Here is a 24,938-nt window from a genome sequence, read left to right on the forward strand (position 1 = left end):
TCCGGCGGCGGTCCGCCCAGGAGTCGATCCGCGCCGTTTCGTCCGTTGTCGGTGCCAGCGCCTACTCTGTGCGACGTGACTTTCTCCGCCCCGGGGGCCGCTGCGCCCCAGCTCAACGGCCACGGCCGGCCCGCGCCGGGCCCGGCCGCCGACGAAGGACTGGCCCGCCGGCTGCGCGCGCTGGCGTGCACCGCGCCGCTGCACGACCTCGACGCGCGCAAGGCCAACCTCGCGGGCGAGTACGGGGTCTACGCGATGGCGGAGGTGGCGCTCGCCGTCATCGACCTGGTCACCCTGAACATGGACTTCGACACCGGCGCCGACCACGAGGAGATAGTGGCCAAGGTCCTCCCGCGGGTCGCCGCCCAGGCCCCGGACCGCCCCGCCGCGGAGCACGAGCGGGTGGCCCGCTGGGTGCTGGAGAACCTCATCAACGTCGGCAGCGTCGACCGCGGCTTCCGCGCCGTCTACGGCACGTTCGACACCGACGGCGCATACGTCCGCCGCGACTACGACTTCAAGCTCATCGAGGAGGTCCCCGGCGCCGGCGGCACGGTCTACCTCCGCGCCACCGACGAAGCGGTCAACGTCCTCGTCGGCGCCCTCGACACGGACGTCACCAGCGCCCAGATCGCCGCCGAGGTCAAGCTGGAGGTGCTGATCAGCCGGGGCCGGCTGGCCGACGCCCAGCTCGCCGCCGAGCAGGCCCGCTACCGCACCGTCCAGTACGCCGAGACCCTCCGCAAGACCCTGGAGGCCACCCGGCGCAACGTCCGCTCGGTCGACTGGCTGCGCACCGTCCCCGACATGATCAACGAGGCCCTGGACCACATCGCGGACCGCTACCGCCACGAGAACGCCATCCTCACCAACATCCGCAAGGCCCGCGACGAGGCCGAGGCGGTCGACGCGCGCACCGGCGAGCACAAGCGGCGCGCCGCCGAGCTGGTCGACATCGTCAAGGACTGCATCCGCCGGCACACCCAGCTCCAGTCCCGGCTCCTGGAGGCCGGCCCGCTCTTCCGGGCCGAGCAGGACCGCCAGGCGTTCGCCGCCCCCGCCGCCCGCACCGGCCTCGACCTCTACGGCCAGCTCGTCGCCCCCGTCCTCCCGCTCCCCGTCGAGCAGGCCACCCGGGTCACCGACGCCTTCTTCGCGCGCGGCACCGGCCTGCGCACCCCCGCCGCCGTCCGGGTCGCCGACCTCGTCGAGGTGCTGCTCACCCCTCCTGTGGAGCGGGAGCACCTGGGCGCCGAGATGCCCGAGCCCGACCTGGTCGCCACGCCCGACGACAGCCGCTTCAGCGAGGCCCAGCTCGACGCCGCGATGGCGCTGCTCGCGCTGCCCGCCGACGCCCCCCGCCGGCTCTCCGGCCTGCTCGCCGAGGCCCGCCGCGACGACCCCGAACTCCCGTATCTGGTCGCCCTGTTGGCGGTGCACGCCGCCAGCCCCCCGGTCGGCACCGCCTACCGCCAGGGCGAGCAGCAGCTGCTCTTCGCCGTCGACGACGGCACCGAGCTGGTCGACCCCGAGTTCGGCGGCGCCGACCTCATCGTCGGCACCGCCCTGCTGGACGCGGCCGGGATGGCCGCCGACCGCTCCGAGGTCGCCTGATGCCCGCCGCGCAGCCCCGCCTCCTGATAGCGGCCGGACCGCCCCCGCTCCGCTCCGCGATACCCCCGACCGTCCCCCGCAAGGAGCTCCTCCCGTGACCCAGTACGACGCCGACGAGGTGCCGCAGCCCGACCCGGCGCCGGACACCGGCGAAACGGCCTGGGGCGCGCCCGCCGACGCCCCCGAAACGACCCCGGCGGCCCTCACCCCGGCCGACGCCGCCGACGCCGCCCGGCTGGTCGCCTTCGGCCTCCAGCCCAAGCTGCTGCCGGCCCGGGACGTCGAATACGCCGACCTGCTCCGCCGCTATCGGGACGAGCCCGCCTTCGCCCGGCTCGCCGACGCCGTCGCCGGCGGCCTCGGCCTGGTCGTCCTGGAGGTCTCCACCCGCGCCGGGATGGCCGTCACCGCCGCCGAGGACTCCGTCTTCGCGGTCCGGATGGGCGACTACGCCCGCCGCGCCTCCGCCGACTCCGCCGACCGCTTCCTGCACGGCCTGGCCCATCTGGCGATCGCCGCGATGTCCTTCCCACGCCCCGAGGACCTCGCCGACGACGGCTACATCGGCCGGATCACCGTCAACGGCGTCGACGCCTTCGTCCGCCAGGCGTGCCGCCGCCTGGAGGAGCGTGCCGAGCAGGACGGCGAGAACACCGACCCGGTCAGCGACGCCCCCGGCCTGGAGTCCGCCTGGCGGGTCTACGCGCGCCGCAGCGCCACCGGCGCCACCAAGGACGCCCGGCGGCTGGCCGGTTCGACCACCGGCATCATCGCCAAGGCCGTCACCTTCCTCGTCGACTCCGGCTTCCTCCAGCGCACCGGCGACGACGCCGGCGGCGCCTACCGCACCACCGCCCGCTATCAGCTCCAGGTCCGCGACATGGCCGGCACCGCCGCCATGGCCGAGCTGCTGGAGCTGGGCATCGTGCCGGTCTCCGACGGCAGCGCCTCGCTGCTGCCCGGCGAGGAGACCGACGACCTCGACCTGGTCGCCGAGGCCGGCCTGCCGTTCCACTCCGGCTGACCACCCGCCGCCGCCCACCCCGCCCACCGACCCACCCACACACCAACGAGAGTCCGCCATGTACGAGCTGTCCCGGGTCCGCCTCTACTCCATCGGGCCCGCCGGTGCGCGGTACGCCGACACCGTCCTGGACCTGCGCGGGGTCGGCGCGCCGGTGCCGCAGCCGGCGCCGGCCCAGGCGGACTTCTTCGAGGACGAACCGGTCGGCCCGCCGCGCCGCCCGGCCCCGGCCGGCGTGCTCTTCCTGGAGAACGGCGGCGGCAAGTCCGTCCTGCTCAAGCTGATCTTCTCGGTGATGCTGCCGGGCCACCGCAACACCCTCGGCGGCGCCAGCTCCGGCGTGCTGCGCAAGTTCCTGCTGGCCGACGACTGCGGCCACGTCGCCCTGGAATGGCAGCACGTCGTCACCGGCGAGTCCGTCGTGGTCGGCAAGGTCAGCGAATGGCGCGGCCGCCAGGTCTCCAACGACCCCCGCAAGTTCGCCGAGGCGTGGTACAGCTTCCGCCCCGGCCCCGGGATGAGCCTGGACTCCCTCCCGGTCGCCGAGGCCACCCTCGTCCGGCCCCGGACGGAGCACGGCGAGGGCGGCTCCGGCGCCCACGGCCGCCGCCGCACGATGAAGGGCTTCCGCGACGCGCTCACCGAGGCCGGCAAGAACTACCCCAACCTCGACGTGGTCTGGGAAGAGGTCCACGAGCGCTGGAACGAACACCTCGGCGACCTCGGCCTGGACCCCGAACTCTTCCGCTACCAGCGGGAGATGAACGCCGACGAGGGCGAGGCGGCCGGCCTCTTCGCGGTCAAGAACGACTCCGACTTCACCGACCTGCTGCTGCGCGCCGTCACCGACACCCGGGACACCGACGGCCTCGCCGACCTCGTCCACGGCTTCGCCCACAAGCTCGGTCGCCGCGCCGAACTCACCGCCGAACGCGACTTCACCGCCGGCTCGCTGGACCTGCTCTCCAGGATCGCCGAGGCCGCCGAGGCGCGCGAACGGGCCCGCGAGGTGCACGCCGGCGCCGAGCGCCGCACCCGCGGACTGGCCCAGCGGCTGCACGCCCGCGGCACCGAGGAGCGCGGCCGGGCCGCCGAGCTGGCCGAGGCGGTCGCCGCCGCCGCGCACCGGGTCACCGACGCCGAGCGCGGCCGCGAGCGCCGCGCTCTGGTCTCCGCCGAACTCGCCTACCGGCACGCCTCGTTGGCGCTGACCGCCGCAGAGAAGGGCGCCACCGCCCAGCGCCGCGAGCTCAACGACGCCCGGACGCTGCACAGCGCCTGGCAGGCCGCCGAGATCGCGCTGCGGCACCGGGCCGCCGCCGACCGCTCCGCCCGGGTCGCCGCCGCCATCCGCGAGGCCGAGCGGGACGCCGCCCCGGCGCTGGCCGCCCGCGCCACCGCCGCCGCCGACCTGGTGCGCGCCCTGCACGGCGCCGCCGAGGCCAGCGAACGCGTCGCCAACGAGGAGGAGGAGCGCTCCGCCGCCCTCCAGGAGACCGGCGAGTCCGCGCACCGCGACGCCACCACCGCCGCCACCCACGCCCAGCGCGCCCGCAGCGAGTCCGACCACCTCAAGCAGCGGCTCGCCGAGGTCGCCGAGGAGACCGCGGAGGCGGTCCGGGCCGGTTGGCTCGATGCCGCCCAGGGCGCTGATCCGGACGCCGACCCGGCCCGCGCCGCGCTCGCCGCCTCCGACGCCGAGAAGACCGCCGTCGAGGCGTGGGACGCGGCCCGCGAGTCGGCCCGCCACGCCACCGACCGGGCCCGCGAGACCGCCGCCCGGCACTCCGCCGCCGAACTCGCCGCGGCCCGCGCCGAGGACGCCGCCCAGGCCGCCGAGCGGGCCCACGACGCCGAGCGGCGGGCGGCCGAGTCGATCGGCGCCGAGCAGCGGCTGGTGGAACTCCTCGGTCTCCCCGAGGCGTCGACGATCGCCCTGCCCGGCCCCCGTACGGCCGACGGCACCGGATCCGCCGCCCCGCGCCGCGCCGCCGGCCCGCTCACCGCGGAGGAGCTGGACCGCAGCGCCGACGCCCTGCACGAGCTGCTGGAGCAGGGCGTCGCCACCGCCGAGCGCCAGCTGTTCGACCTGCGCACGGCCGCCGCCGACGACGCCCGCATCCTGGGCGCACTGGGCGACGGCGGGCTGCTGCCGCCCGGCCCCGACGTACTGGCCGCGGTGGAGTATCTGGGCGAGCACGGCATCCCCGCGCTGCCCGGCTGGCGTTATCTCGCCCAGTCCGTCGACCCCGCCGACCACGCCCGGGTGCTGGCCGCCCGCCCCGAGCTGGTCGACGGCGTGATCATCACCGACCCCGACACCCACGCCCGGGCCCGCGAGGTGCTGGCGCAGGCCGCGCTGCTGCCCCGCTCCGCCGTCGCGGTGGGCACCGCCGCCGCGCTGCTGGCCCCCACCCCGGCCCCCGACGCCCAGGACGGCAGCGTCTCCGGCGTATTTCTCGTCCCGCCGAACCCGGCCATGCACGACGAGTCCGCCGCCGACGAGGAGCGCCGCGCGCTGCGCACCCGCGCCACCGAGCGCGACGAGGAGATCCGGGTGCTGGCCGCCCGCCTCGCCGGCGACCGCGCGCTCGCCGCCCGCCTCGGCTCCTGGCGCGCGGGCTGCCCGGCCGGCCGGCTCACCGAGCTCGCCGAGGCCGCGGAGGCCGCCCGGACCGCCGCGGAGGAGGCCGCCGCCGAGCTGGCCGAGGCCCGCACGGCCCGTGCCGAGGCCGACGAGGTCGCCACCGAGGCGACCCGGGTGCGCGACGAGCGGCAGGAGGCCGCCCAGCGCGCCCGGCGCGCCGCCGACCTGCTCGCCGGCCTCGCCCACCGGCTCCGCGAGCGCGCCGGCTGGCAGTCCCGGATGCGGGAACTGGCCGACGAGGCAGTGGAGTTCGAGGCCCGCGCCGAGGAGTGCGTGGACCGCGCCCGGGCCGCCGACGAGGACCGCCGGGCCGCCCAGCGGGCCGCCGACGACGCCCGCCGCACCGCCCGCGCGCTGCGCGCCGAGCGCGCCGAGATCGCCGGCGTCCCCGACGACCTGGGCGAGGCCCCGCAGGAGCCGACCGCCTCGCTGCCCGCGCTCCGCGAGGCGTACCGCGCCGCCTCCCAGCTCTACGAGAAGGTCGGCGTCGGCGCCGACCTGCGCGCCGAGCAGGCCCGCGCCGAGGGCGACGAGTCCGCCGCCCTGGCCGAGCTCGATCGCCTCACCAACAAGGTCCGCACCCGCGCCGAGCAGCTGCTCCAGAGCCCGGACGCCGCCGACGGCCCGTCCCGGCAGGCCGCCGCCGGCCGGGCCGAGTCGCTGGTGCAGATGCTGGAGACCCGCGCCTCGGCCGCCAGCGAGCAGCTCGGCCGGCTGCGCGGCGAGGCGGAGCGGCTGGCCCCCACCGACGGCGAGGCGCACACCGAGCTCCCCGAGGAGCTGGCGCCCGCCGACGCCGACCGGGCCAAGGAGCTGCTGCGCACCGCCAACGGCGAACTGGCCACCGCCACCGAGGCACTTGAGGCCGCCCGCGCCGAGCACGAGGAGCTGCTGCGCGCGCACCGCGGCGCCGAGGACGCGGCCGGCGGCTTCGACGAGACCGCCGCGCTGCTGCGCGATCTGCTGCGGGACCACCAGGACGCCGAGGAGGGCGAGGACGCCGCCGTCGAGCCGTACGCCGGCGGTCCGGCCGAGGCCCGGCAGGCCGCCGCGGAGTCCCGCCGCTCGCTGCGCGGCTGCGCCGCCGACCTCTCCGCCGCCGAGGCCGCGGTCCGCGAGGCCGCCGACGTCCTCGTCCGGCACGCCAACGCCACCCGCTACGAGCAGGTGCGCACCCCCGCCCGGCAGCAGATCCGGGAGCTGCCGGCCGCGGCGCTGCCGGACCACGCCGCCAAGTGGGCGGAGGCGTTCGCGCCCCGGCTGCGGGTGCTCACCGACGAGCTGGCGCAGCTGGAGCGCAACCGCGACTCCATCGTCGACCGGCTGCGCGGCCTGGTCGAGTCCTCGCTGACCACGCTGCGCTCCGCCCAGCGGCTGTCCCGGCTGCCGGAGGGGCTGGGGGAGTGGTCCGGCCAGGAGTTCCTGCGGATCCGCTTCGAGGACCCCGACCAGGCCACGCTGACCGAGCGGTTGGGCGAGGTCATCGACGAGGCGACCCGCTCGGCGGTCAAGAAGAACAGCGACCTGCGGCGGGACGGGATGTCCCTGCTGCTGCGCGGGGTGCAGGCCGCGCTCCAGCCGCGCGGGGTGGCGGTGGAGATCCTCAAGCCGGACGCGGTGCTGCGCGCCGAGCGGGTGCCGGTGGGACAGATGGGCGACGTCTTCTCCGGCGGCCAGCTGCTGACCGCCGCCATCGCCCTGTACTGCACGATGGCGGCGCTGCGCAGCAACGACCGGGGCCGCGACAAGCAGCGGCATGCCGGCACGCTGTTCCTCGACAACCCCATCGGCCGCGCCAACGCCACCTATCTGCTGGAGCTCCAGCGTGCCGTCGCCGACGCGCTGGGCGTCCAACTCCTCTACACCACGGGCCTGTTCGACACCACCGCGCTCGCGGAGTTCCCGCTGGTGATCCGGCTGCGCAACGACGCGGACCTGCGGGCCGGCCTGAAGTACATCAGCGTCGAGGAGCACCTGCGGCCGGGCCTGCCGCAGGCGGACCCGTCCGGCGAGGTGGTGCACGGGGAGATCACGGCGACGCGGATGTACCGCCGCCCGGAGGAGCCGGCGGGGGCCGCGCCGGCCGCCGGCTGAGCGGGCCGCCCCGGCCGCACGGGCGGGGCGGCCACCGCGCCCGGGCTCAGCCGCCGTACCCCATGCGGCGGGAGAGCTCGGCCGCGGCCTTCACCGCGGCCTTCGCCAGCTCCGGGAGGTGTTCCCGGGCCATCCGGTAGGCCGGCCCGGAGACCCCGATCGCCCCGATGACCGTCCCGTCGTAGGAGTGGACGGGCGCCGCGACGGCGTTCAGCCCGGTCTCGAACTCCTCGGTGGTGCAGGCGAATCCGTCCTCGCGGGCGGCGGCCAGCTGCTCCCGGACGGCGGCCGGGGCGGTCAGGGTGTCGCCGGTGAACCGCGGCAGCTTGCGGCCCAGCAGTGCCTCCCGGCGCTCCCGGGGCAGGTGGGCCAGCAGGACCTTGCCGCTAGCGGTGGCGTGCAGCGGGGTACGGCGGCCCAGCCAGTTGTGCGCGGTCACCGCGGCGGAGCCCCGGGCCTGCATGATGTTGACCGCGGCATCGCCGTCCAGCACCGCGATGTTGGCGGTCTCCCCGGTCTCGTCGGCCAGCGCCCGGCACACCGGCTGGCCCTCCTGCGAGATGTCCAGCCGGATCGCCGCCGCGCCGGCCAGCCGCAGCACCCCGGCGCCCAGGAAGTACTTCCCGCGCTCCCGCTCCTGCTCGACCAGGCCGCGGTTCTCCAGGACGCCCAGGATCCGGAACGCCGTCGACTTGTGCACGCCCAGTTCGTCGGCGAGTTCGGTCACCCCGGCCTCGCCCAGCCGGGCCAGGCTCTCCAGCACGCTCACCGCGCGGTCCACGGACTGGACGGAACCCGCCCCGCGCCGCTCCTCGGCGTGCCGCTCCGCCGCATCTGTCGTGTTCGCCATGGCTCTTCGCCTCACCACCCGTTGCCCCCGACGGACCCGCCTCGGGGCCGTTCGCCGGGAGGGAAGCCCTCGACGGGGCGCTGCCCGGCCTGGATCTCTGTTGCGCATCGTGCGATGTGATGCGCAATTCACAACGTGATGATACCGATCGGTGCCCGGGGCGACAGGGCGTCGCCCGCACGCCCAGCGGCCCGTCAGGCCGCCGCGCGGTCCGTCCGCGACGGCCCCTCCGGTGGCCGCCGACGCTCCTGCCGGCGGGCCTCCCGGCGCTCCCGGCGCAACTCCCGGGCGGTGCTGCTCGGCTCGGACCGCACCCCGTGCCGCTGGACCCAGACCTGGCGCGTCACCCAGACGTCCAGCACCGCCCACGTGGCGACGATCGTGCTGGCGACCGTCGAGAGGACCGCGGGGAACGCGAACCAGGACCCCGCCAGCGTGCACAGGAAGGCCACCATGGCCTGGATCAGGGTGACCGCCACGATGATGACGGCGCGCACCGCGGCCGTCCGCACCGGATCGGCCATCCGGCGCCGAGCCGTCGGCTCCACCTGCCACAAGGGACGCCTGTCGCCGTCCATCGCGTCACTCTCCCCGCACTCTCCCCGCACCCGGGGCCGCCCGACTCCTCGGTGGCTGCCCGGGTTTCATCGGATACATGCCACACGGAGCGGGCTCCTGTCCACTCCGCGTCCCCCTCCGGCGCCACACACCGGGGTGCGCGGAAGCGCCCCGCAGGGTCGGCACGGGTCGCGCGCCCGGGTGGCCATGGCCACACTCGCCGGCAGGCCCTCCGGGCATCGCCGGACAACTCGTGACGATCCCGCCCCACCCGCATCCCCCGCCGCGCCGCCGGGCCTCGGAACGTTCCCCCGACAGTAGTAGGCTCGCGCCGCTGTTGACGGAACACCGCCCCCGTCCGCCGGGGTTGACGTAGGGGAGGCCATGCGCTTTCGCGGGAGGTCGGTCCGCCGGAAGATCGTGGCGCTGCTGCTCGTGCCGCTGGTGTCCCTGACGCTGATGTGGAGCGTCACCACCTACGTCACCGGCCGCGAGGCCAACCAGCTCCTCGACGTCGGCACCGTCGTCCGCAGCCTGGGCTATCCGGTCGAGGACGTCATCCAGGCCCTCCAGCGCGAACGCCGCCAGAGCCTGACCTACCTCGCCGACCGCCGCGGCGCCAACGCCCTCAACGAACTCCGCGGCCAGACCCGGGCCACCGACGACGCCGTGGCCCGGCTCCACGACGAGGTGGACGCCGCGGACGTCCGCTCGGACCTCGCCGGCCCGGCCGCCGGCCGGGTCACCGACCTCGTCAAGGGCCTGGACGGCCTGGACGCCCTGCGCAGCCAGGTCGAGGACAACCAGGTCGGCCGCGACGAGGCCATGGAGTCCTACAACGCCATGGTCGACCCCGGCTACGACCTGCTCGCCGCCCTCCATTCGCTGGAGAACGTCGAGATGGACAAGCAGGGCCGCGCCCTGGTCAACATCACCCGCGCCCGCGAGGCGTTCTCCCGCGAGGACGCGCTGATGTCCGCGATCCTCACCTCCGGCAGCATCGACAAGCGCGACCAGCGCGCCCTCTCCGACCGGGTCGCCGAGCGCCGCATCCTCTACAGCACCAACCTGCCGCTGCTGCCGGCCACCGACCGCGGTGTCTACGAGGACTACTGGCGCTCCGCCGGCGCCCGCGAACTGACCTCCTACGAGGACCGGGTGATCGCCGCCGACCCCGCGACCGCCGCCCGCACGGTCAACGCCGACCGCTGGAACACCGCGGCGGAGAAGCTCCTCGGCGACCTCGGCCGGATGGGCAAGGACGCCGGCGAGCGCTACCAGCAGCGGGTCGCGCCGATCGCCACCCGGATCGTCCTCAAGGCCGTCGCCACCGGCGTCCTCGGCTTCGTCGCGCTGCTGGTCTCGGTCATCGTCTCGCTGCGGATCGGCCGCCGGCACGTCCGGGACCTGACCCGGCTCCGCAAGACCGCCCACGAGGTCTCCGGCGTCCGACTGCCCAGCGTGATGCGCCGGTTGGCGGCCGGCGAACACGTCGACGTGGAGACCGAGGCGCCCCGCCTGGAGTTCGGCCCGGAGGAGACCGGCCAGGTCGGCCAGGCGCTCAACACCCTCCAACGGGCCGCCGTCGAAGCCGCCGTCAAACAGGCCGACATGCGCCGCGGCGTCTCCGAGGTGTTCGTCAACCTCGCCCGGCGCAGCCAGGTCCTGCTGCACCGCCAACTGACGCTCCTGGACGCCATGGAACGGCGCACCGAGGACACCGACGAACTCGCCGACCTGTTCCGGCTCGACCACATGACGACCCGCATGCGCCGGCACGCCGAGGGCCTGGTCATCCTCTCCGGCGCGGCCCCCTCCCGGCAGTGGCGCAAGCCGGTCCAGCTGATGGACGTGGTGCGCGCGGCGGTCGCCGAGGTCGAGGACTACGAGCGCATCGAGGTCCGCCGGCTGCCCCGGCTCGCCGTGGACGGCCCCGCGGTCTCCGACCTCACCCACCTGATCGCCGAACTCCTGGAGAACGCCACCGTCTTCTCCCCGCCGCACACCGCCGTCCAGGTGCTGGGCGAGCGGGTCTCCCACGGCTACACCCTGGAGATCCACGACCGCGGCCTGGGCATGGCCCCCGACCAGTTGCTGGACGCCAACCTCCGGCTCGCCGAGACCCCCGAGTTCGAACTGTCCGACACCGACCGGCTGGGACTGTTCGTCGTCAGCCGGCTCGCCCAGCGACAGGGCGTCCGGGTCACCCTCCAGCCCTCGCCGTACGGCGGCACCACCGCGGTGGTCCTCGTCCCCGGCGCGATCCTCACCGACACCGGCGAGGGCGCCCGCGACACCGGGCCGGCCGCCGACGACGCCGCGGCCGACCCCGAGCACGCCGAACACGCCGAGCACGCCGAGGACATCCCTCTCGACCCGCTCGCCCAGGTCCCGGTGCCGCTCGCCCGGCGCACCGGGCGCGGGGCCCTCGCCGGCCCCGTCGAACCGGCGGCACCCGTGTCGCAGGCCGACCCGGCCGCACCGGACGCCGCGCCGCACGGCCCCAGGGCCGTCCCGAAGCCCGCCCTCGTCCCGTCCGGCGAACAGCACCAGCAGGCCGGCGACCAGGCGCCGAACGGCCACCTCGCCCCGCTGCCGCGCCGCTCCCGCACACCGGTCCTGGTCTCCGACCACGGCCGGACCGTGGACGGTACCCGGACACCGGACGACCCCGGCGGCGAGCCGCGCCCCGAGCCCGTCGCAGGCCCGGCCGCCGGGCAGCACACCCCCGACCGGACCCCCGCCGACGACGCCCCCGCGGCCCCGGCCACCACCGCCAAGGGACTGCCCCGCCGGGTGCGCCAGGCCAGCCTCGCCCCGCAGCTCAAGTCCGACCAGGGCGCCGAGCCGCCGGCGGACCGGCCGGCCGCCCCGGCCGAGGACGACCGCGACGCGGAGGCGGTCCGGGCCCGCATGGCCTCGCTCCAGCGTGGCTGGCAGCGCGGCCGCCGGGAGAACGGTGAAACCCCGCACACCCCCACACCTCCGGACCCGGGCACCCCACAGGGCGCCCCCGGGAGCGCAACCGCACCACCACGAACCACATCGGGAGAGGACGGTCCATGACCGCACCGAAGGCATCCGCTTCCACCGCAGCATCGCCGCACGGATCCGGGGAGTTGAACTGGCTCCTGGACGAGCTGGTCGAGCGGGTCGGCAGCATCCGCAAGGCACTGATCCTCTCCAGCGACGGCCTGCCCACCGGCGCCTCCAAGGACCTCACCCGCGAGGACAGCGAGCACCTGGCCGCGGTCGCCTCCGGCTTCCACAGCCTCGCCAAGGGCGTCGGCCGGCACTTCAAGGCCGGCGGGGTCCGGCAGACCCTGATCGAGCTCGACGACGCGTTCCTGTTCGTCAGCGCGGCCGGCGACGGCAGCTGCCTGGCGGTCCTCGCCGACGCCGACTCCGACGTCGGGCTGATCGCCTACGAGATGACCCTGCTCGTCAAGCGCGTCGGCACGCACCTGGGCACCGCGCCCCGGTCCTGACCGCCGGCCGAGTACGACTACGGTGACGCCATGACCGATCAGGAGGGCGGGCCGGCACCGGAGCGGCAACCGGCCCGTTGGTTCGACGACGACGCGGGCCCGGTCGTCCGCCCGTACGCGATGACGCGCGGGCGCACCCGGACGGCCGCCGAGGGGCGGCTGGACCTGATCGCGCTGGTGATCGCCGAGAGCCGCGCCGACGGGCCGATCGCCGACCAGACGCTGTCCCCGGAGCAGGTGGACATCGTCGAGCTGTGCCGGGCGGCGCCGCAGTCGGTCGCCGAGCTGGCGGCCGAGTTCGACCTGCCGGTCGGCGTGGTCCGGGTCCTCATCGGTGATCTGCTGGACGCCGGGCTGGTCCATGTGACCCGCCCGGTGCCGCCGGCCGAGCTGCCGGACGAAGAGGTGCTGCGCGAGGTCATCGACGGCCTGCGCGCGCTGTGACGACCCGGCGGACGCCGCCGCGCACCGCCCCGCCGCCCGCCCCGCCCCGGGCGGGCGGCACCCCCGACTCCGCTTCCGCCCCCCCCTGTCGAGCGCGCGCTCGGCGGCGGACTACGGTTGCCGTCGATCATGTGCCGTCCCGCGCCGGCCGCCACCGCGTGCCCCGTGCCGTGGCCGGCACCCGGAACCGAGGAGCCCGCCGCCATGGCCGCCGACGCCACCCCCCTCCAACCCCTGCGGATCACCGCGGGACCCCACACCTTCGACGCCCTGTCCTGCGGCCCCGCCGACGGCGAGGTCGTCCTGCTGCTGCACGGCTGGCCCGAGTTCGCCGACTCCTGGAGCGAGGTGCTGCCCGCCCTGGGCGCCGCCGGGTACCGCGCGGTCGCCGTCGACCAGCGCGGCTACTCCCCGGACGCCCGCCCGCCGCGGATCGCCGACTACGCCGTCCCCGAACTCGTCGCCGACGCCCTCGCCTTCGTCGACGCCCTGGGCGCCGAGCGCTGCCACGTCGTCTCCCACGACTGGGGCGGCATGGTCGCCTGGGCGCTGGCCAGTGCCCACCCCGAGCGGCTGGCGTCACTGACCGTCCTCGCCACCCCGCACCCCGAGGCGCTCGACCGCGCCGCCGCCGACGACCCCGAACAGCACCACCGGCTGGACTACGTCCGCTTCTTCCGCCGCCCGGACGGCGCCGCCGAGTCCGCCCTGCTCGCCGACGCGGCGGCCCGGCTGCGCGCCGTCTACGGCGGCAAGGTCCCCGCGGAGCTGGTCGAGGCCAACGTCCGGCGGCTCTCCGAGCCCGGCGCGCTGACCGCGACCCTCAACTGGTACCGCGCCCCCGAGGCGGTGATCTCCGTCCCGGCCGGGCGGATCGCGGTGCCCACCCTCTTCCTGTGGGGCAGCGAGGACATCGCCCTGGGGCGCGGCGCGGCCGAGTCGACGGGGGAGTGGGTGGACGGTCCCTACCGCTTCGAGGCCCTGGAGGGCGCCAGCCACTGGCTGCCCGAAGAGGTCCCGGCACTGGTCACGCCCAAGATCCTCGACCACCTCGCCGCCCACCGACAGGGCTGATCCGCCCGCCCTCGCGGTCCTTTTGGGACGGTTGGCGGCCTTGGCCCGGCAGCCCGCGCGATCGGGGTGGACCTCAAGTGGGCGCCGTACGGAGCACGTTGTACGGTGCACTGGCGACCGCCGTCAGCGACGGCCGCCCCGCGCTCGGGACATCTCGCGCTGCCCCCGTGCGCCCCGCATCCCCGGCAACCAGGAGAAGGAAACCCATGGTCTTCGGGCGTTCTGAGCGCCGTCCCCGGCCCGCCCCGGCCGAACCGGTGACGCTCAAGATCCTGGTCGCGGGCGGCTTCGGCGTCGGCAAGACCACCCTGGTGGGCGCGGTCAGCGAGATCCGGCCGCTGCGGACCGAGGAGCGGTTGACCGAGGCCGGCCGCCCGATCGACGACCTCCACGGCGTCGAGGCCAAGTCCACCACCACCGTCGCCATGGACTTCGGCCGGATCACGGTCCGCGACGAACTGGTCCTGTACCTCTTCGGCACCCCGGGACAGGACCGCTTCTGGTTCCTGTGGGACGAGTTGGCCCGCGGCGCGCTCGGCGCGGTCGTGCTCGCCGACACCCGCCGCCTGGCGGACAGCTTCGCCGCCATCGACTACTTCGAGCGCCGTGGCCTGCCCTTCGTCGTCGCCGTCAACTGCTTCGAGGGCGCCGACCGCTACCCCGCCGAGGCCGTCCGGGACGCCCTGGACCTCGACGGCGCCGTCCCGGTGATGCTGTGCGACGCCCGGGTGCGGGACTCCGCGCGGGACGTGCTGGTCGCCGTCGTCGAGCACGCGATGCGGCGCGGCGCCCAGCAGCGGGAGCCCGCCCTGCCCTGACCGGCGCCGCCCCCGGACCGCGCCCGCGCAGCGCCGCGCGGTCCCGGGCCGTGCCACCCGGACCCGCGCTTCCCTGACGGGGCGCGGAAGTACGGCCCGTACCCCGCCGCCCGGGGTACGGGCCGTACGCTTTCGGGGCCCGCCGACGTCAGGACGCGGCGCCGCCGTCCGCCGCCAGCCAGCCGAAGCTCCGCTCCACCGCCCGGCGCCAGTTGCCGTACTCGCGCTCGCGGTCCGCCGCGGCCAACTGCGGCGTCCACTCGGTGTCGGGCTGCCAGTGGGAGCGCAGTTCGTCCAGGTCCTGCCAGACCCCGGTGGCGAGCCCGGCCGCGTACGCGGCGCCCAGGCACGTCGTCTCCGGGACGACCGGGCGGATCACCGGCACGCCCAGCACATCCGCCTGATGCTGCATCAGCAGATTGTTGGCGGTCATCCCGCCGTCGGCCTTCAGCCGGGTGATCCGCACCCCCGAGTCCTGGTACATCGCGTCCACCACCTCACGGGTCTGCCAACTGGTCGCCTCCAGCACCGCCCGGGCCAGGTGCGCCTTGGTGACGTAGCCGGTCAGCCCGGTGATCACCCCGCGCGCGTCGGCCCGCCAGTACGGCGCGAACAGCCCCGAGAACGCGGGAACGACATAGGCGCCGCCGTTGTCCGGCACGCTCGCCGCCAGCTCCTCGATCTCGGCCGCGGACCCGATCAGCCCGAGCTGGTCGCGGAACCACTGCACCAGCGCGCCCGTGATGGCGATCGAGCCCTCCAGGCAGTAGACGGGCGCCTCCCCGCCGAGCTGGTAGCCCAGGGTCGTCAGCAGCCCGTGCTTCGACACCACCGGCCGGTGGCCGGTGTTCAGCAGCAGGAACGAGCCGGTGCCGTAGGTGTTCTTGGCCTCCCCGACGCCGTAGCACGTCTGCCCGAAGACCGCCGCCTGCTGATCCCCCAGCGCCGACGCCACCGGGACGCCCGCCAACGGCCCGACCGCCGTGCCGTACACCTCGGCCGACGACCTGATCTCCGGCAGCATCGCCTCCGGTATCCGCATCGCGGAGAGGATCGCCGGATCCCACTGGAGGGTCGTCAGGCCCATCAGCAGGGTGCGGCTGGCGTTGGTGACGTCCGTGACGTGCACCCCGCCGTCGGTGCCGCCGGTCAGGTTCCAGATCAACCAGGAGTCGACGGTGCCGAACGCGATCTCGCCGCGCTCGGCGCGCGCCCGCAGCCCCGGCACCTCGTCCAGCAGCCAGGCCGCCTTCGGCCCGGAGAAGTAGCTCGCCAGCGGCAGCCCGGTGGTCTCCCGGAAGCGGTCCTGGCCGGCCGCCCCGCCCAACTCGGCGCACAGCCGGTCGGTACGGGTGTCCTGCCAGACCACGGCGTGGTGCACCGGCCGACCGGTGGCCCGGTCCCACAGCACCGTGGTCTCCCGCTGGTTGGTGATGCCCAGCGCGCTCAGCTGGTCGGCCCGCAGCCCCGCCCGGGCCAGCGCACCCGCCACCACGTCCTGCACCTTGGCCCAGATCTCGGTGGCGTCGTGCTCCACCCAGCCGGGTCTGGGGAAGATCTGGCGGTGCTCGCGCTGGTCGACGGCGACCACCGCGCCGGCGCGGTCGAAGACGATGCAGCGGCTCGACGTGGTGCCCTGGTCGATCGCGGCGACATACGTCCCGGCTGCGCCGTCCGTCCCGGTGTGCTGGCTGGTCATCCGTCCCGCCTCCCGAAGTCATGGCCGGTACCGGCCGATTGCGGTCCGCCCTGGCGCCGCCCGCTCTGGCGCCGCCCGCCGTCAGAACACCGCCGTGTACACCAGCCCCGACAGCACCGCGCCGAGCAGCGGCCCGGCCACCGGGATCCAGGCGTAACCCCAGTCCGACGAACCCTTGTTGGGGATCGGCAGCAGCGCGTGCGCGATCCGCGGGCCGAGGTCGCGGGCGGGGTTGATGGCGTAGCCGGTGGGACCGCCGAGCGACAGCCCGATGCCGACCACGAGCAGCGCCACCAGCAGGACGTTGATCCCGGAGCCGTAGACGCCCGCCCGCGCGCCCGGCACCTGGCCGATCCCGATGCCCTGGTTGCGGCCGAAGAACAGCAGCGGCAGCACCAGCCCGACGGTGGCGATGACCTCGGTGACGAGGTTGGCGCCCGGCCGGCGGATCTCCGGCGCGGTGGCGAAGACCCCCAGCGTCGGCTGGGCCCTGCCCGGCTCGGCATTGGCGGCGAACTGCGCGAAGTACAGCGCCCAGGCCAGCACCGCCCCGAGCACCGCGCCCACCAGCTGCGCCAGCACGTACAGCGGCACCTTCGCCCACGGGGTGCCGCCGGCCACCGCCGAGCCCAGCGTCACCGCCGGGTTCAGGTGCCCGCCGGACAGCGGTGCCGCGGTGTAGGCGCCGGCCAGCACGCCCAGGCCCCAGCCGAAGGCGATCACCACCCAGCCCGCGCCCCTGGCCTTCGAATGGTGCAGGGTGACGGCGGCGCACACCCCGGACCCGAACAGGATCAGGAGCGCGGTACCGATCACCTCACCGACGACGATGTCCCCATTGGTGTACATGGCGGCTCCTCGGCCGTTGCCCGGGGCGGGCCCCGGTCCTCCGTGCAGGATGCGTGCCATGCCTGAGTACGGCGGTGCCCGCGGGCATCCGGCGACCGGCACCCGGAAGTGTTCTCCGTGGCTGAGGGAGCGTCAAGCGCGTGTACACAAAGGGAGTTGACGTTCGCGGCAGCGGCGCACCGTGCGGCGCGAAACGGAGGCCGAGAGTCAGCCGCGGGCCCCCGCGCCCTCCTGCCCCGCGTCCGCCCCCTCCGGCGCCCCCGCCGGCTCCGGGACCCGCGCGCGCTCCCCCCGCCGCACCTCCGTACGCTCCGACCCCAGCTGCCCGACCACCCAGCTCGCCCCCGGCAGGTCCTTGGCGGCCTTCTTCAACGGCGCCAGCGCGGCCGCCGCCGGCCCGTGCCCGGTGACGCCACCGGGCGGACAGACCACCGTCGCCAGCGACAGCGTCACCTGCATCTCACCCGCCGACCAGCCCACGTCCAACAGCGCCTCGGCGAACGGCTCCAGCCCGTCCGGCTCGGTCAGCACCAGGAAGTCGTCCCCGCCGATGTGCCCCACCCGGCTGGTCGGCTCGCCCGCCGCCACCTCCGCCAGCGTCCGCCCCACCGACCGGATCAGCTCGTCCCCCGCCGCGAACCCGGCACCGTCGTTGACCTGCTTGAAACCGTCCACGTCCAGCCAGCTCAGGGCGAACTCCCGGCCCTCGCCGACCCGCCGGTCCACCTCGCCGTTGACCGCGTCCGAACCCGGCAGCCGGGTCAGCGGATTGAGCCGGGCCGCCTCCTCCACCCGGCTCTCGGCCAGCGCCCGCAGGATGTCGGCGAGGTGCACCACCCCGATGCAGCGGCCGCGCTCGTCCACCACCGCCACGTCGTCGCCGGTACGGTCCCGCTCCCCGTCGGCGATCATGTCCAGCACCTGCCAGGCGGTGGCGTCCGCGCCCACCGTCCGCGGCCGGTCCGCCAGCCGCAGCGCCGGCCGATCCGCGTACAGCGCGTGCCCGTACCGCCCGGACAGGGACAGCAGGAAGCGATCCCGGTCGATCGCCCGCACCGGCACCCCGTCCGCGTCCACCAACAGCACCCCCGACACCTCGGGGAAGCCGGTCAGATGACTGCGCACCGCGCCCGCCGACGCGTCCATCGGCAGCAGCGCCGCGGGCTGGAGGAACTGCGCCACCGGCGGCCCCGACGGCGGCCGGTCCGGGACCCGCCGACCGCTCGCCGGCGGCGGATGCGAGGCCGGCACGAACACCTCCGTCACCACCCGCCGCGCCGGCGGCGCGAACAGATGCCCCTGGGCCAGCTGCACCCCGGCCGCCCGCACCGCCGCGTACTGCCCCTCGGTCTCCACCCCCTCGATCGCCAGCAGCCCGCCCACCCGCTCGCACAGCTGCCGCATCGCGGCCACCGCCGCCTGCCGCCCCGGGTCGCGCTCCAGCCGCACACACAGCGAACCGTCCAACTTGACCAGATCCGGGGACAGTTCACCCAGCAGCCGGAGCGGCAGGTCGCCGTCCCCGACCCCGTCCGCGCAGATCCGGTACCCCTCGTCCCGCAGCCCCGCCACCGCCGCCAGCAGCTCCCGCTCGGGGACCTGGGCGAACGGCCCGACCAGATCCAGGGTGATCTCCCACGGCCGCCGCCCCGCCTCCCGCACCGCCTTGCCCAGCGGCGTCACCTCCGGGCGCCGCGCGACGGTCGCCGCGAACACGTTGATGTGCAGCGGCAGCAGCGTCTCCTGCTCCGCCGCGGCCCGGACCGCGAGCGCGGCCAACTCGACGTCCAGATCGGGGGAGTGGCGGGCGCGGGTGAGCACGTCGACCTCGCCGTCCTCGGGTCTGGCGAGCGGCTCCAGCGCGGCGACCGAGCCGGTCGCGAGGTTCACCACGGGCTGGAAAGCGAAGCGGAGCTGGTCCGTCCAGGCAGGCACGAGCAGCAGGATGCCGCTCCCCGGGCACCCGCGGAGCCTCGTTCACGCACTGTTCACGCACCCTTCCGGAGCGTACGGCCACGCAGGCCGCCGCGCCGTTTCCGCTTCAGCGCCGTACCAGCGAACTCCGCGCCACCGGGAAATCGAAATAGGTGTCCGGAAACGTCTCCGGCGAAAAGGTGTAATGCCACCACTCGTCGGCGTAGTTCACAAAGCCCGCCCGCTCCAGTCCCTCCTTCAACAGCATGCGGTGCGCCCGCTGCTTCCCCTTGATCCGCGGATCCAGCGTGTGCGCGAGAGTGTCGAAACAGTCGAAACCCGTCCCCATGTCCAGGGAGTTGTCCGGGAAACGGCTCGCCCTCGGCCCGAAGCACGACGTCAACGGTTCCCCGGGCACATACGGCCGGGTCGGCACCGCCGGCAGCCGGACCAGCGTCAGATCGACCGTACTGCCCCTGCTGTGCCCGGACTTCTCCGCGATGTACCCGTCCCGGAACAGCACCGACTTGTCCACCCGCGGATAGAATTCCGCCTTCATCCGCTGGTCGGACAGATCCTTCGCCCACGCCACGAAGTGATCCACCGCCCGCTGCGGGCGATAGCAGTCGTACACCTTCAGGGAATAGCCGCGCCGCAGGAAAGCGACCTGCGCCCGGTGCAACGCCCGCGCCGCGTCCCGGGTGAGTATGCACAGCGGCTCGCGATATCCCGTCACCGGTACGCCCATGAAATCGTGCGGAGTGGCGTACCGGATCTCCTGGATGATCGTGGGATCGACGTCCCGCAGCGCCACGAACTCCTTCGGTGCCCTGGGGTCGTCGGCACCGGCGTGATGCGACGACGGCGCGGCGACGGGCCCCGCCACCGCACTGGACGGGACGAGGGTGACGGTCAACAGGGCGGCGGCAGCGGCGGCCAGGCCGCGCCAGGCGGCAGCAAGTCTCGGCATGGACCCTCGTCTACCAGGCGGGGCGGGCACGGGGGAACCCCCGCCGTCCACCCGTATAGCACCGACCCGCTCAACGGGCCCGCCCCGCCGCCCCGTTACCCGGCCGCCGGGCCCGCCTCCTCCCCGGCCAGCCCCCGCACCCGCACCGGATACCCCGCCGGACCCCCGTCCCGCCGCTCCACCACCACCCGGTCGCCCTCCCACCGGGAGACGAACCGCTCCACCTCCGGCCGCCGCCAGCCGTCCCCGCAGTCCGGCACCACCAGCCCCCCGCCCGTACGCCCCGCCGCCGGCGCCCACACCTCCAACTCCGTCGCACCGTCCGCCCCCGCCACCGGCAACACCGCACCGGCCCGCGCCAACACCGGAATACGGGACAGCGGCGCGTCCACCCACACCCGGCCCGGCCCGTCGTACGCCCGCCCGGTCGCGGTGTCGTACCACCGGCCGCGTGGCAGCCGCACCGCCCGCCGCACCGCCCCCGCCTCCACTATCGGCGCCACCAGCAGCGCGTCCCCCAACAGGAACGCGTCCTCGCAGTCCCGCAGCGCCCGGTCCCGCGGCGTGCTCCACCACACCGGACGCACATACGGCGCCCCCGACAGCCGCGCCAACTGCCCCAGCGTCACGAAGTACGGCAGCAGCCGCACCCGCTCCCGCAGCGCCGCCCGGGCATGCTCCAACACCTCCGCCCCGAACTCCCACGGCTCCCGCCGCCCCGCCCAGAGCGCCGAATGCGTACGGAACAACGGCAGATACGCCCCCAGCTGGAACCACCGCAGATACAACTCCGGCGACGGCACCCCCGAGAACCCGCCCACATCCGGCCCGCTGTACGGCACCCCGCACAGCCCCAGCCCCAGCACCAGCGACAACGACGCCCGCAGCCCCGGCCACCCGGTGGCCACGTCCCCCGACCACGTCCCCCCGTACCGCTGGAGCCCCGCCCAGCCCGACCGGGAGAACAGGAACGGCCGCTCCCCGGGCCGCAGTTCGCACAGCCCCTCGTAGGCCGCCTGCGCCATCGCCAACCCGTAGACGTTGTGCGCCTCCCGATGGTCGCCACCGCACCCCTCCAGGGCGTGCCGCGCCGACCGGGGCAGCGTCGACTCCCCGAACGCCGCGAACGACACCGGCTCGTTCATGTCGTGCCACACCCCGGCGAACCCCTGCGCCAGCCGCTCCGCGTACAGCGCCCCCCACCACTTGCGCACCCGCGCGTCGGTGAAATCCGGATACACCGACTCGCCCGGCCACACCACCCCCCGCACCACCTCCCCCCGGGTGTCCCGCACGAAGGCGTCCACCGCCACCCCGCCGTCGTACACCGTGTTCCCCGGCTCCGCCTTCACCGCCGGATCCACGATCGACACCAGCCGCACCCCCTCGGCCCGCAACTCACCGGCCAACCCCGGAAGATCCGGATACCGCTCGCGGTCCACCGTGAACACCCGGTGCCCGTCGTAGTGGTCGATGTCCAGATGGACCGCCGACAGCGGCAACCCCCGCTCCCGATAGCCCGCCACCACCCGCCGCACCTCGTCCGCACCGCCGAACCCCCACCGGGCGTGCTGGTACCCCAGCGCCCAACGGGGCGGCAGCGCCGGCGCACCCGTCAGTGCCGTCCACCCCAACAACACCCGCGCCGGCGTCCCCGCCACCACCCAGTAGCGCAGCGGCCCGCCGTCCATCCGCAGCTCACAGGTGCCCGGCCGGTCGTGCCCCGAACCGGCGCCCTCCACGCCCTCGTGCAACGTCACCCGGCCGTCCCAGGAGTTGTCGTGGAACACCAGGTGCGTCCCCGCGTCCGCCACCACCAGCTGCACCGGCATCGTCAGGTACAGCGGATCGTCCCCGGGCCCGAACGCACCGCCCGGATCGGTGTTCCACAGCCGGTACACCCCGTCCCGCAGCCGCGGCCCCGCCGACCGGCCGCCCAGCCCGAAGAACCGCGCGTCCGCCGCCACCTCCGACCGCTGCACCCACCGCGCCGCCCCCGCCCCCGCGCACCGGCCGTCCCCCTCCGGACCACCGTCCGCGCCCTCCGCCACCCGCTCCCACCAGCGCGGCGGCAGCTCACGCCGCAGCTTCGCGCCACCCGGCGTCCGCACCTCCACCGCCCCGAACCGCGACACCACCACCAGCACCCGCTCCGAGACGATCCGCCAGCCGCCCTCGGTATCCGGCTCCAGCACCACCCGCGGATCCACCGCCGGGCACTCCCCGGCCAGCGCGTACGACGGCTCCGGCCCGGCCCCGTCCCACCCGCAGAACACCGCACCGCCCGCCGCGACCCGCACCCGCAACGACGACCGCGCGAAACGGATCACCCCGCCACCCGGCAACGGCTCCGCATCCCGCGCCTCACCCGGCACCCGCGCCCGCTCCGCACCCCGCGGAGGCAACGCCCGCGCATCCGCTCTGCTCCGGCGCCACGCCGCACGCACGGACCGCAGCCCCTGCGCCGGCCCGACCGCCCTGACCATCCGTACCGACCGCACCAGATCACGCCCGTCCATGCCGGTCAGCCTGCCACTGACGACCCCTCGGGCGGGAACCGTTCAACTGCCGTTCACCTGCGCACGGCCGTCCCGGCCACCTCCCCGGCCCCCACCACCGCCGCCCGACGGCCGGAAACCTCCCCACCGCACCACCCCACGGCCCGGCCCCGCCCCGCAACGCGCGGCCCGCACATGGAGTCCCACACCACTCCCGAATGTGCAGATCCACCCTGGTGCACGAGTCGATCACATGGCATCGTCCAGACAAGCCGACCACGCGCACCGTCGGGGGACCCCCACCACGGTGCGCGGCCGACGCCCACGACGCGTACCTGCCAGGAGCCGCATCATGACCACCGCACCGCACTCCACCGCCCAACCGGCACCGGAACCCCTCTGGCAGCCCGGACCGGACCGGATCGCCGGCGCACAGGTCACCCGCTTCCACGCCTGGGCCGCCACCCACCACGGCGCACCCGCCCCCACCCCCGGCGACCCCGCGGCCGACTACGCCGCCCTGCACCACTGGTCCGTCGACCAGCTCCCCACCTTCTGGCAGGCCGTCGCCGAATGGTTCGACGTCCGCTTCGGCACCCCCTACGACACCGTCCTCGCCGACCGCACGATGCCCGGCGCCCGCTGGTTCCCCGGTGCCACCCTCAACTACGCCGAACACGCCCTGCGCGCCGCCGAGGACCCCGCCCGCGCCGACACCCCCGCACTCCTCCACGTCGACGAGCGCCAGGAACCCGACCCCGTCACCTGGGCCGAACTCCGCGCCCAGGTCGGCTCACTGGCCGCCGCCCTCCGCCGCCTCGGCGTCCGCCCCGGCGACCGCGTCAGCGGCTACCTCCCCAACATCCCGCAGGCCGTGGTCGCCCTCCTCGCCACCGCCGCGGTCGGCGCCGTCTGGACCTCCTGCGCCCCCGACTTCGGCGCCCGCAGCGTCCTGGACCGCTTCCAGCAGGTCGAACCGGTCGTCCTGTTCACCGTCGACGGCTACCGCTACGGCGGCAAGGAACACGACCGCCGCGACACCGTCGCCGAACTCCGCGCCGAACTCCCCACCCTGCGCGCCGTCGTCCACGTCCCCCTGCTCGGCACCCCCGCCCCCGAAGGCGCCCTGAACTGGTCCGACCTGACCTCGGAGCACACCGAACCGGTCTTCGAACAGGTCCCCTTCGACCACCCGCTGTGGGTCCTGTACTCCTCCGGCACCACTGGCCTCCCCAAGGCCATCGTCCAGTCCCAGGGCGGCATCCTCCTCGAACACCTCAAGCAGACCGGCCTGCACTGCGACCTCGGCCCCGACGACCGCTTCTTCTGGTACACCTCCACCGGCTGGATGATGTGGAACTTCCTCGTCGGCGGCCTCCTCGCCGGATCCACGATCGTCCTCTACGACGGCAGCCCCGGCCACCCCGACACCGCCGCCCAGTGGCAGGTCGCCGCCGCCACCCGCACCACCGTCCTCGGCACCTCCGCCGCCTACGTCATGGCCTGCCGCAAGGCCGGCCTGCACCCCGCCCGCGACCTCGACCTCTCCACCGTCACCTGCGTCGCCACCACCGGCTCCCCGCTCCCGCCCGACGGCTTCCGCTGGCTGCACGACAGCTTCGCGGAGAGCGGCGCCGACCTGTGGGTCGCCTCGGTCAGCGGCGGCACCGACGTCTGCAGCTGCTTCGCCGGCGCCGTCCCCACCCTCCCCGTCCACATCGGCGAACTCCAGGCCGCCTGCCTCGGCACCGACCTCCAGGCATGGGACCCCCAGGGCAGGCCCGTCCTCGACGAGGTCGGCGAACTGGTCGTCACCGAGCCCATGCCGTCCATGCCCACCCGCTTCTGGAACGACCCCGACGGCACCCGCTACCACGACAGCTACTTCGACATGTACCCCGGCGTCTGGCGGCACGGCGACTGGATCACCCTCACCACCCGCGGCAGCGTCGTCATCCACGGCCGCTCCGACTCCACCCTCAACCGCCAGGGCGTCCGGATGGGCTCCGCCGACATCTACGAGGCCGTCGAACGCCTCCCCGAGATCCGCGAATCCCTCGTGATCGGCCTCGAACTCCCCGACGGCGGCTACTGGATGCCCCTCTTCGTCCACCTCGCCCCCGGCGCCACCCTCGACGACGCCCTGCGCGACCGCATCAAGCGGACCATCCGCGAACAACTCTCCCCGCGCCACGTCCCCGACGAGATCATCGAAGCCCCCGGCGTCCCGCACACCCTCACCGGCAAGCGCATCGAGGTCCCGATCAAGCGCCTCCTGGCCGGCACCCCCCTCGAAAAGGCCGTCAACCCCGGCTCCGTCGACAACCTCGAACTCCTCCGCTTCTACGAGCGGATCGCCGCCGACCGCGCCAAGTGACCCCGGCCCGGCGCCGACGG

16 protein-coding genes are annotated in these 24,938 nt (G+C 75.2%); 9 read left to right on the top strand and 7 right to left on the bottom strand.

Annotated features, from left to right (window positions below; all coding sequences use genetic code 11):
- The first annotated feature begins 75 nt into the window (after nt 1-75).
- From SNOUR_RS32945 to SNOUR_RS32955, 3 genes are all read left to right on the top strand, one after another.
- The gene (locus tag SNOUR_RS32945) at nt 76-1,614 is read left to right on the top strand and encodes a hypothetical protein (RefSeq protein WP_067354369.1); all 1,539 of its coding nucleotides are present in this window, start codon (nt 76-78) and stop codon (nt 1,612-1,614) included.
- Between the two features lie 118 nt (nt 1,615-1,732).
- Nucleotides 1,733-2,638 carry a hypothetical protein gene (locus SNOUR_RS32950; RefSeq protein ID WP_505388141.1) on the top strand — a complete coding sequence of 302 codons (906 nt, stop codon included), beginning with the start codon at nt 1,733-1,735 and terminating at the stop codon, nt 2,636-2,638.
- 58 nt (nt 2,639-2,696) lie between these two features.
- Complete coding sequence (locus SNOUR_RS32955) at nt 2,697-7,379, top strand: hypothetical protein (protein WP_067354374.1); 4,683 nt, start codon at nt 2,697-2,699, stop codon at nt 7,377-7,379.
- Nucleotides 7,380-7,425: 46 nt separating this feature from the next.
- On the opposite strand, the gene SNOUR_RS32960 is transcribed toward SNOUR_RS32955, so the two are convergent.
- Both SNOUR_RS32960 and SNOUR_RS32965 read right to left on the bottom strand, forming a co-directional pair.
- Nucleotides 7,426-8,229 carry an IclR family transcriptional regulator gene (locus tag SNOUR_RS32960; protein ID WP_067354376.1) on the bottom strand — a complete coding sequence of 268 codons (804 nt, stop codon included), beginning with the start codon at nt 8,227-8,229 and terminating at the stop codon, nt 7,426-7,428.
- Nucleotides 8,230-8,423: 194 nt separating this feature from the next.
- On the bottom strand, nt 8,424-8,807 hold the full coding sequence (locus tag SNOUR_RS32965) for a hypothetical protein (RefSeq protein WP_067358977.1): 384 nt from the start codon (nt 8,805-8,807) through the stop codon (nt 8,424-8,426).
- A 364-nt stretch (nt 8,808-9,171) separates the two neighbouring features.
- Between SNOUR_RS32965 and SNOUR_RS32970 the strand changes: the two genes are divergently transcribed.
- From SNOUR_RS32970 to SNOUR_RS32990, 5 genes are all read left to right on the top strand, one after another.
- Nucleotides 9,172-11,853 (top strand): sensor histidine kinase, encoded by a 2,682-nt coding sequence (locus SNOUR_RS32970; protein WP_067354379.1) that lies wholly within the window; start codon nt 9,172-9,174, stop codon nt 11,851-11,853.
- Complete coding sequence (locus SNOUR_RS32975; protein WP_067354382.1) at nt 11,850-12,275, top strand: roadblock/LC7 domain-containing protein; 426 nt, start codon at nt 11,850-11,852, stop codon at nt 12,273-12,275. The genes SNOUR_RS32970 and SNOUR_RS32975 overlap by 4 nt, the downstream gene beginning before the upstream one ends.
- Before the next feature lie 30 nt (nt 12,276-12,305).
- A complete protein-coding gene (locus SNOUR_RS32980) occupies nt 12,306-12,719 on the top strand; it encodes a DUF742 domain-containing protein (protein WP_067354385.1) in 414 nt (137 codons plus the stop codon).
- A gap of 204 nt (nt 12,720-12,923) precedes the next feature.
- The gene (locus tag SNOUR_RS32985) at nt 12,924-13,793 is read left to right on the top strand and encodes an alpha/beta fold hydrolase (protein WP_067354389.1); all 870 of its coding nucleotides are present in this window, start codon (nt 12,924-12,926) and stop codon (nt 13,791-13,793) included.
- 206 nt (nt 13,794-13,999) lie between these two features.
- Complete coding sequence (locus tag SNOUR_RS32990; protein WP_067354391.1) at nt 14,000-14,611, top strand: GTP-binding protein; 612 nt, start codon at nt 14,000-14,002, stop codon at nt 14,609-14,611.
- Between the two features lie 148 nt (nt 14,612-14,759).
- On the opposite strand, the gene glpK is transcribed toward SNOUR_RS32990, so the two are convergent.
- From glpK to SNOUR_RS33015, 5 genes are all read right to left on the bottom strand, one after another.
- A complete protein-coding gene (gene glpK, locus SNOUR_RS32995; RefSeq protein WP_067354394.1) occupies nt 14,760-16,310 on the bottom strand; it encodes a glycerol kinase GlpK in 1,551 nt (516 codons plus the stop codon).
- 81 nt (nt 16,311-16,391) lie between these two features.
- Entirely contained in the window at nt 16,392-17,159 is a 768-nt protein-coding gene (locus SNOUR_RS33000; protein WP_067354395.1) for an MIP/aquaporin family protein, read from the bottom strand.
- Nucleotides 17,160-17,366: 207 nt separating this feature from the next.
- Nucleotides 17,367-19,094 carry a bifunctional diguanylate cyclase/phosphodiesterase gene (locus SNOUR_RS33005; RefSeq protein WP_067354398.1) on the bottom strand — a complete coding sequence of 576 codons (1,728 nt, stop codon included), beginning with the start codon at nt 19,092-19,094 and terminating at the stop codon, nt 17,367-17,369.
- A 106-nt stretch (nt 19,095-19,200) separates the two neighbouring features.
- The gene (locus SNOUR_RS33010; protein ID WP_079143005.1) at nt 19,201-20,043 is read right to left on the bottom strand and encodes a M15 family metallopeptidase; all 843 of its coding nucleotides are present in this window, start codon (nt 20,041-20,043) and stop codon (nt 19,201-19,203) included.
- Between the two features lie 95 nt (nt 20,044-20,138).
- Nucleotides 20,139-22,562 (bottom strand): glycoside hydrolase family 31 protein, encoded by a 2,424-nt coding sequence (locus tag SNOUR_RS33015; RefSeq protein ID WP_067354401.1) that lies wholly within the window; start codon nt 22,560-22,562, stop codon nt 20,139-20,141.
- 331 nt (nt 22,563-22,893) lie between these two features.
- On the opposite strand from SNOUR_RS33015, the gene SNOUR_RS33020 reads away from it, so the two are divergent.
- Nucleotides 22,894-24,918: an acetoacetate--CoA ligase gene (locus SNOUR_RS33020; protein ID WP_067354403.1), complete on the top strand. Its 2,025-nt coding sequence runs from the start codon at nt 22,894-22,896 to the stop codon at nt 24,916-24,918.
- Nucleotides 24,919-24,938: the final 20 nt, after the last annotated feature.

Origin of the sequence: Streptomyces noursei ATCC 11455 (assembly GCF_001704275.1) — a bacterium.
GTDB lineage: Bacteria > Actinomycetota > Actinomycetes > Streptomycetales > Streptomycetaceae > Streptomyces > Streptomyces noursei.